Annotated in this window: 6 protein-coding genes and 1 pseudogene; 3 read left to right on the top strand and 4 right to left on the bottom strand. The window is 65.0% G+C overall.

The features are described from left to right. Both F0Q45_RS23490 and F0Q45_RS23485 read right to left on the bottom strand, forming a co-directional pair. A pseudogene (locus F0Q45_RS23490) lies at positions 1-612 on the bottom strand (ComEC/Rec2 family competence protein); the annotation flags it as partial. A 74-nt stretch (positions 613-686) separates the two neighbouring features. Then, positions 687-1,562: a ComEA family DNA-binding protein gene (locus F0Q45_RS23485; protein WP_149656190.1), complete on the bottom strand. Its 876-nt coding sequence runs from the start codon at positions 1,560-1,562 to the stop codon at positions 687-689. Between the two features lie 482 nt (positions 1,563-2,044). On the opposite strand from F0Q45_RS23485, the gene F0Q45_RS23480 reads away from it, so the two are divergent. Both F0Q45_RS23480 and F0Q45_RS23475 read left to right on the top strand, forming a co-directional pair. Beyond that, on the top strand, positions 2,045-3,202 hold the full coding sequence (locus F0Q45_RS23480; protein ID WP_149656189.1) for an acyl-CoA dehydrogenase family protein: 1,158 nt from the start codon (positions 2,045-2,047) through the stop codon (positions 3,200-3,202). Positions 3,203-3,209: 7 nt separating this feature from the next. Further along, positions 3,210-4,319 (top strand): acyl-CoA dehydrogenase family protein, encoded by a 1,110-nt coding sequence (locus tag F0Q45_RS23475; protein ID WP_149656188.1) that lies wholly within the window; start codon positions 3,210-3,212, stop codon positions 4,317-4,319. Positions 4,320-4,488: 169 nt separating this feature from the next. Here the strand turns inward: F0Q45_RS23475 and F0Q45_RS23470 are convergent, their stop codons facing one another. After that, positions 4,489-5,673 (bottom strand): enhanced intracellular survival protein Eis, encoded by a 1,185-nt coding sequence (locus F0Q45_RS23470; RefSeq protein ID WP_149656187.1) that lies wholly within the window; start codon positions 5,671-5,673, stop codon positions 4,489-4,491. 50 nt (positions 5,674-5,723) lie between these two features. Further along, positions 5,724-5,930, bottom strand: a complete 207-nt coding sequence (locus tag F0Q45_RS23465; RefSeq protein ID WP_149656186.1) for a hypothetical protein — start codon at positions 5,928-5,930, stop codon at positions 5,724-5,726. 244 nt (positions 5,931-6,174) lie between these two features. On the opposite strand from F0Q45_RS23465, the gene F0Q45_RS23460 reads away from it, so the two are divergent. Then, the coding region (locus F0Q45_RS23460) for a PE domain-containing protein (RefSeq protein WP_149656185.1) at positions 6,175-6,311 on the top strand (137 nt) is incomplete at its 3' end.

The raw sequence follows: 6,311 nt of genomic DNA, 5'->3' as shown, positions 1-6,311 counted from the left end.
AGTGTCGCCGAGCACCAACGCGGGCAGCATCGCGGCTTGATCGGCCGGCAATACTTCCCGGACGGCCAAGGCAAACTGTCTGCGAACCATGTGTGCGGCTCGCTGTAGCCGATTGGCGTAGCCCACCGCCGGCCGGCCCACCGCGGTGAGCACCGCGACCGTCAGATCGTGTCGGGCCGGGCGAGCGATGTGGGCGGTGAACCGTACCGGCTGGCCAACTGTCAGCTCGCCATACTCCGCTGCTCGCGCGAAAACCACTACACGGCCTGAGATTTCGTCGTCATGCAGCCGCTGGATGGTGGCCCGGAACATCAACCGCCCAGGTGCTAGGGACAGCGGGCTTTCGGTGGGCGAGACCGTGACCGGAGCGGACGTCCCAAACGCGGTAGTAATCGGGTGGCGCCCGACCGAATCGGCTCGTAACGCGACCGCGAAACCATAGCCGGCGCCCACCACACCGACCGCCACCAAGCCGGCACTGATGGCGCACAGTCGCACCGAGCGCTGCAACCGCGCCAACCACCACAGCGCACCCGAGCCGATGGCAACCATGACGCAGCACGCTGCGCATGCCCGGCCAATCGGCCAACCGATACCCGCGGCAGTCACCATCCAACTGGTCAGTGCGGCCGGAGCCAGACGCAGATCCACCGGCGCTGCCGGCCCTACCCGAAGGTGCACCAGCGTCAGACACGGACCATGGCGCGCAACTTGTCCAGCCGCGCCGGCCCGATACCGTCGACGTCGGCAAGCTGGTCGATGCTGGTAAACCTGCCGTTGGCCTGCCGCCACGCGACGATCGCGGCAGCAGTGACCGGTCCGACCCCGGGTAAGGCGTCCAACTGCGCCACGGTCGCCGTGTTGAGGTCGACTACCTCGGCGGGCTTGGGACCGGGCTTGGGGCTTGGGTGGGGCCCATCGGCGGCCGGCCCCGAGCCCGCCATGCCGGTGCTGACGGAGCTGCCTAACGTGGTCGGTTGCCCCGCAACGGGAGCAAGTCCAACCACGATCTGCTCGCCGTCAGCTACCTGGCGGGCCATGTTGAGGCCGATGGTGTCGGCACCGTCTATCGCGCCGCCGGCAGCATGTAGCGCATCGGCGATCCGCGCGCCCGGTGCCAGGGTGACCAATCCGGGGGTATGCACCAGGCCGACGACGCTGACCACCACCGGCTGGTCCGCCCCCGGTGGCTGACCGGGGCCCGCCGACAACCTAGGTCCGGCTGCTGAGGTCGACGAACCTCGTTCGACTGCAGGCAGTTTGGCCGATGTGACCGGCGCGGGCCGGTCACGCACCAACGTGAATACGGCGACCAGCACCGCCAGCGCGGCAACCACCGCCATCGCGATGGCACCGGCACGCCCTGGATCGGCGCGCACCTTCTCCAGCCAGCCTCGGCTGCTCGACGAATCGGGAAGCCAGCGCGGCAGCAGCGAGTTAGGGCCATCGTCCGGGTCATCGCAGACATCCGCCGATTCGGCTGTTGACCGCTGCTGCGGTGGAGAATGTGGGTCGGCGCCGAGTCGGCGATGCACGCGCTCGGCGGGCAGTTCAGTGTGCATGGGCCGACCGTAGGGGCGTTGACCGCCAAAACAGCCCCGACAACAGCGCCTCGCCTACCTTCCTGTGGATGAATCCAAGGCTGTGCATGAGTCACTGTTGCGCACCGCTGGTCAGGTTTGATAGCAGCCGAGGTGGGTAGCCGCTGCAAACCCGCCAGCTCTACGACGAACACCGGGCGTTTCCATCTCTGCTACAACTCGCGGCTTGACTATTAACTTCGTGAGATGTCTGATCGCTAAAGACACGGCAGGCTTCACTTGACGTTACGGACCGTTCCATTGCACACCCCGCCATGCGGGAAGTTCGACGCTGGGCTTCGGCCCCGCCCGTTTCCGGGCGACACCGCCAGCCTGCTACCGGGCCTCCTGACAGCTACCCGGACCGGACTTACACCGGCAAGCGACAACGAGCTTACGAATCGGTCGGCAACCACCCACATGATCAACCACCTTTCACTACTGGAGGCACCAGGAGGCTGCCGATGAAGCTGGCGCTTACACCCGACGAAGCCGCATTCCGCGACGAGCTGCGCACCTTTTACACCACGCAGATCCCCGCCGAGATCCGCGAGCGGGTGCGTCAGGGCGAATCGCTGACCAAAGACCACTTCGTCACCAGCCACAAGATCCTGCACGACCATGGGCTCGCGGTACCCAATTGGCCCGTCGCGTGGGGCGGGAAGGACTGGACACCCACGCAGTTCCAGATTTGGACCGACGAGATGCAATTGGCGAGCGTCCCAGAGCCACTGAACTTCAACACCAAAATGGTTGGCCCGGTAATCGCCGAATTCGGATCCCAGCAGATCAAGCAGCGCTTCCTGCCGCCGACGGCGAACATGGACATCTGGTGGTGCCAGGGCTTCTCGGAGCCCGAAGCCGGCTCCGACCTCGCCTCGCTGCGCACCGCCGCGGTGCGTGACGGCGACAGCTACGTTGTCAATGGGCAAAAGACATGGACGACGCTGGGCCAGTACGCGGACTGGATCTTTTGCCTGGTGCGTACCGACCCGCAGGCGCCCAAGCGCCAGGCGGGTATCTCGTTTCTGCTCATCGACATGCAAACGCCGGGTATCACGCTGCGGCCCATCAAGACCATCGACGGCGGCCACGAAGTCAACGAGGTGTTCTTTTCCGATGTCCGAGTGCCCGCCGATCAGCTTGTCGGCGAACAGAATCAGGGCTGGACGTACGCAAAGTTCCTGCTGGGCAACGAACGCACCGGCATAGCCCAAGTCGGTCGAACCAAGGTCCGCCTCGCCGAGGTAAAGCGGCACGCAGCGGAGAACGGATTGCTCAACGATCCGCTGTTCGCCGCGCGCCTGGCCGAGGCCGAAAACGAGGTGCTGGCACTGGAACTGACGCAGGCGCGGGTGGTCTCCAGCTCTTCGGGCGGTAAGCCCAATCCGGCTTCATCGGTGCTCAAGCTGCGCGGCAGCCAACTACAGCAAATCGCCACCGAGCTGCTCGTCGAGGTGGCCGGGGCCGATGCGCTGCCGGTCGGCGCGAGCGAAATCGCGTCACCGGACTGGGCACAAACCAGCGCCGCGCACTATCTCAACTACCGCAAGACCTCGATCTACGGCGGCAGCAACGAAGTGCAACGCAACATCATCGCGTCCACCATTCTTGGATTGTGAGGCAGCCATGGACTTTCAATTGAGCGAAGAACAGACGCTGCTCCGCGACACCACCCGCGACATGTTGTCCCGCGGCTATGACGTGGAGAGCCGCAACAAGGTGATCGATACCGAACTCGGTTGGAGCCGCGAAGTTTGGAGTCAGCTGGCCGACATCGGGATTCTTGGGCTCGGGTTCGACGCGGACGAGGCGGGCCAGATCGAAATCATGGTCGTGCTCACCGAGGTCGGCCGGCGGTTGGCGCCCGAACCCGTCGTGCACGCCGCACTGGCCCCCGGGGCGCTCATCGCCGAGTTAGGCACCCAAGCGCAGCGGCAATCGCTCGACGACGTCGCGGCTGGCCAACGGCTGCTGGCGTTCGCGCACCTGGAACCGGGCATCCGCAAGCCGGTCGATGTCGTCACGACACATGCTGTACAGCAAGGTGATTCGTGGATGCTGACCGGGCGGAAGAATCCGGTGCTCGCCGGTGACTGCGCCGACATGCTGGTGGTCAGCGCCGCATTGCCGGCCGGCGGCACCGGTTTGTTTCTGGTCGCCGGCGATGCGGTCACCCGTAACGCCTATCGGACCTTCGACGGCCAGCGCGGCGCGCAAATTGACCTGGACCGCGCGCCTGCCGAACCGCTCGGCGATGATGCGGTCGACGCGTGCGCTGCCATCGGTAGGGCCATCATCCGGATGCAGTCCGCGTTGTGTTCCGAAGCGGTCGGCGCCATGGAGGAAGCGCTTCGCCTGACCACCGATTATCTCAAGACACGCAAGCAGTTCGGCGTCACGCTGAACAAGTTCCAAGCACTCACCCAACGTGCCGCAGATATGTACGTGTCGCTGGAGTTGGCGCGCAGCATGAACCTCTATGCCGCGATGTCGATCGCCGACGGCAACTTCGACCCACTGATCGCCGCACGAGCCAAGCTGCAAATCGGCCGATCGGGCCGGCACATCGGGCAAGAGGCGATCCAGCTGCACGGCGGCATCGGGATGACCGCGGAATATCCGGTCGGCCACTATGCGGCCCGGCTTACCGCGATCGAGCACACGTTGGGGTCCACGCATGATCAGCTGCAGGTCCTCATCGACCGCATCGCTGACTACGATTTGGCCAGGCTGTAGCACACTGGCCGAACTCTCCAGCAGAGTCTTCGCGTTACTTTGCGAAGGCAACCGCACCGGGATGTCCGAATTCGTCGCCCCCGGCCGCTGGCGACCCCGGTGTGGGTCATCGTCGACAACGACGAACTGGTATTGGCCACCCACGCAAATTCGATGTCAGCGAGTGCGGTTAGAACTCGAAAGCAGTCTCCGCGGGAACATCGCTGACAAACGCCGCGTCGAAACGGCGCACCAGTTGGGAATCCTTGGCGCGCAACCGGTTCGCCGCGGCAAATGTCGAGGCGCGGTGCACCCCCAGATACAGACTGCCCAGGACATCGCGGCCCAATACCATCTCCGGATCCGCATCGGTCGGCGTGCAACGGGCACGGCCGTCACCGATCTCCAGCGCGAATCGGCCCGCGCCCGATACCTCCAGCACGGTGGTGAGTTCCCCGGCATAGCTGCGCGCCTCGAGTGTGGCCGGCACATCCATGATTCGCAGCCACAGTCCGTCCTGGCACCAGGTGGTGCGGGCCAGTCGGGTATCGGTGAGCAGGAACGGCAACGGGTCATCCGGGCGGGTGAGGATGCTGACCCGTTCCATCGAGTCGAGCCCAAGCAGAGCCCGCCACAACGCACCGCGCGCGTCGGCGGTTACGGCCCTGAATTCGCCAACACGCGCCAGCTTGAGATCCGTACGGTCCACCCGATACAGCGCGTAGCCATCGGGATGCACGAGCGCATAGCACTCGCGCTCCGCAGGATCCCGCTCGGTCAGCAGGCCGTCCCAGAGCACCTTCGGGCGCAGCAGCCCGCCCGGCACCTGCGTGCGCCAGCGCTCGTAGATTGCCTCAAACGCACCGCGATGCTCGGTGGGCCTGACCAACCGGACCGTCCCAGCACCCGATGCGTCGGCATGGAAACCGGCGAAACGCCGATCGACAGTCAGCTCATGCAGGATGGTGGCGGGCCCGTAGCCGAATCTGCCGTAGATACCGCCCTCGCTGGCAAACAGGGCTGCCATCGGGTAGCCGGAAGCGGATATGCGATTGTGCAATTCGGTGCACATCGTGCGCAGCAACCCGCGCCGGCGGTGGGTCGGTGCGACCGCGACGAAGCTCAGACCGGCCGTTGGCAGCACGGCCCCACCGGGCACCGTCAGCCGCAGGTCCAGATACAGCGCCATCGCGACGACGTCAGGACCGTCCCGGACCACCACGGCCCCGTCGTCGGGCACCAACGCACGCAACGCGTTCGCCGCCTCGGGACCGACAAAGTCGGTGAAGCTAGCTGCGGCCAGGAAGTACATTCCCGGCCAATCGTCCTCAGTCGGACTTCGAACAATCACGGTCACAAGATCCGACTGTGACACACACCCGTGCCGGCGCGCATCTCAATATTGTGGCGATAATTGCTCCCATCCTACCGGCAACGGAGCCGCGATGAGCACAAATCGGCGCAGGGGCGGAAAACCGTGTCCGCCAGCAGGGTCGTCGTTTTGCCGGCCATTCCCGCCATGTTGCCGCTGACCCCCAGACGCTCGCGCTCGACGGCGGCGGTTGCGGTGATCCGGTCCGCACCGTCCTGCAGCGCCCCGCACGGTGCGGTCGGCCCGAACCTGTACTTCATTCCATCGCCTGGTTACATCGCCGCGACGGTGACCGTGATGTCGGGATAGTTGTCGGCGTCGAAGAAGTCGCTTGAGAATTTCATTCACCCAGTCCGCGACAATTCGACGACCAGGGAATCTCACGCGCCGACAAATTCCTCAAATAGCGAATTAAAAAATTGTAAGAAACGTTGCGCGAATAGGCCCAATCGGATAAAGAATAACAACGTAGTGCGCGATTATTGGGCTGGCGGAGGGTATGAAATGTCGTTCGTGAGCGTAACGCCGGAGATAGTTGCAACAGCCGCTACGGAGCTTGCCGGCATCGGCTCGGCAATCGGCGACGCTACCGCCGCCGCCGCGGCCCCGACGACCGCGGCGGCGGCTGCGGCCGCTGATGA

The organism is Mycobacterium simiae (assembly GCF_008370645.1).
Lineage (GTDB): Bacteria > Actinomycetota > Actinomycetes > Mycobacteriales > Mycobacteriaceae > Mycobacterium > Mycobacterium simiae_A.
This window is presented reverse-complemented; position numbering and strand designations above follow the sequence as displayed.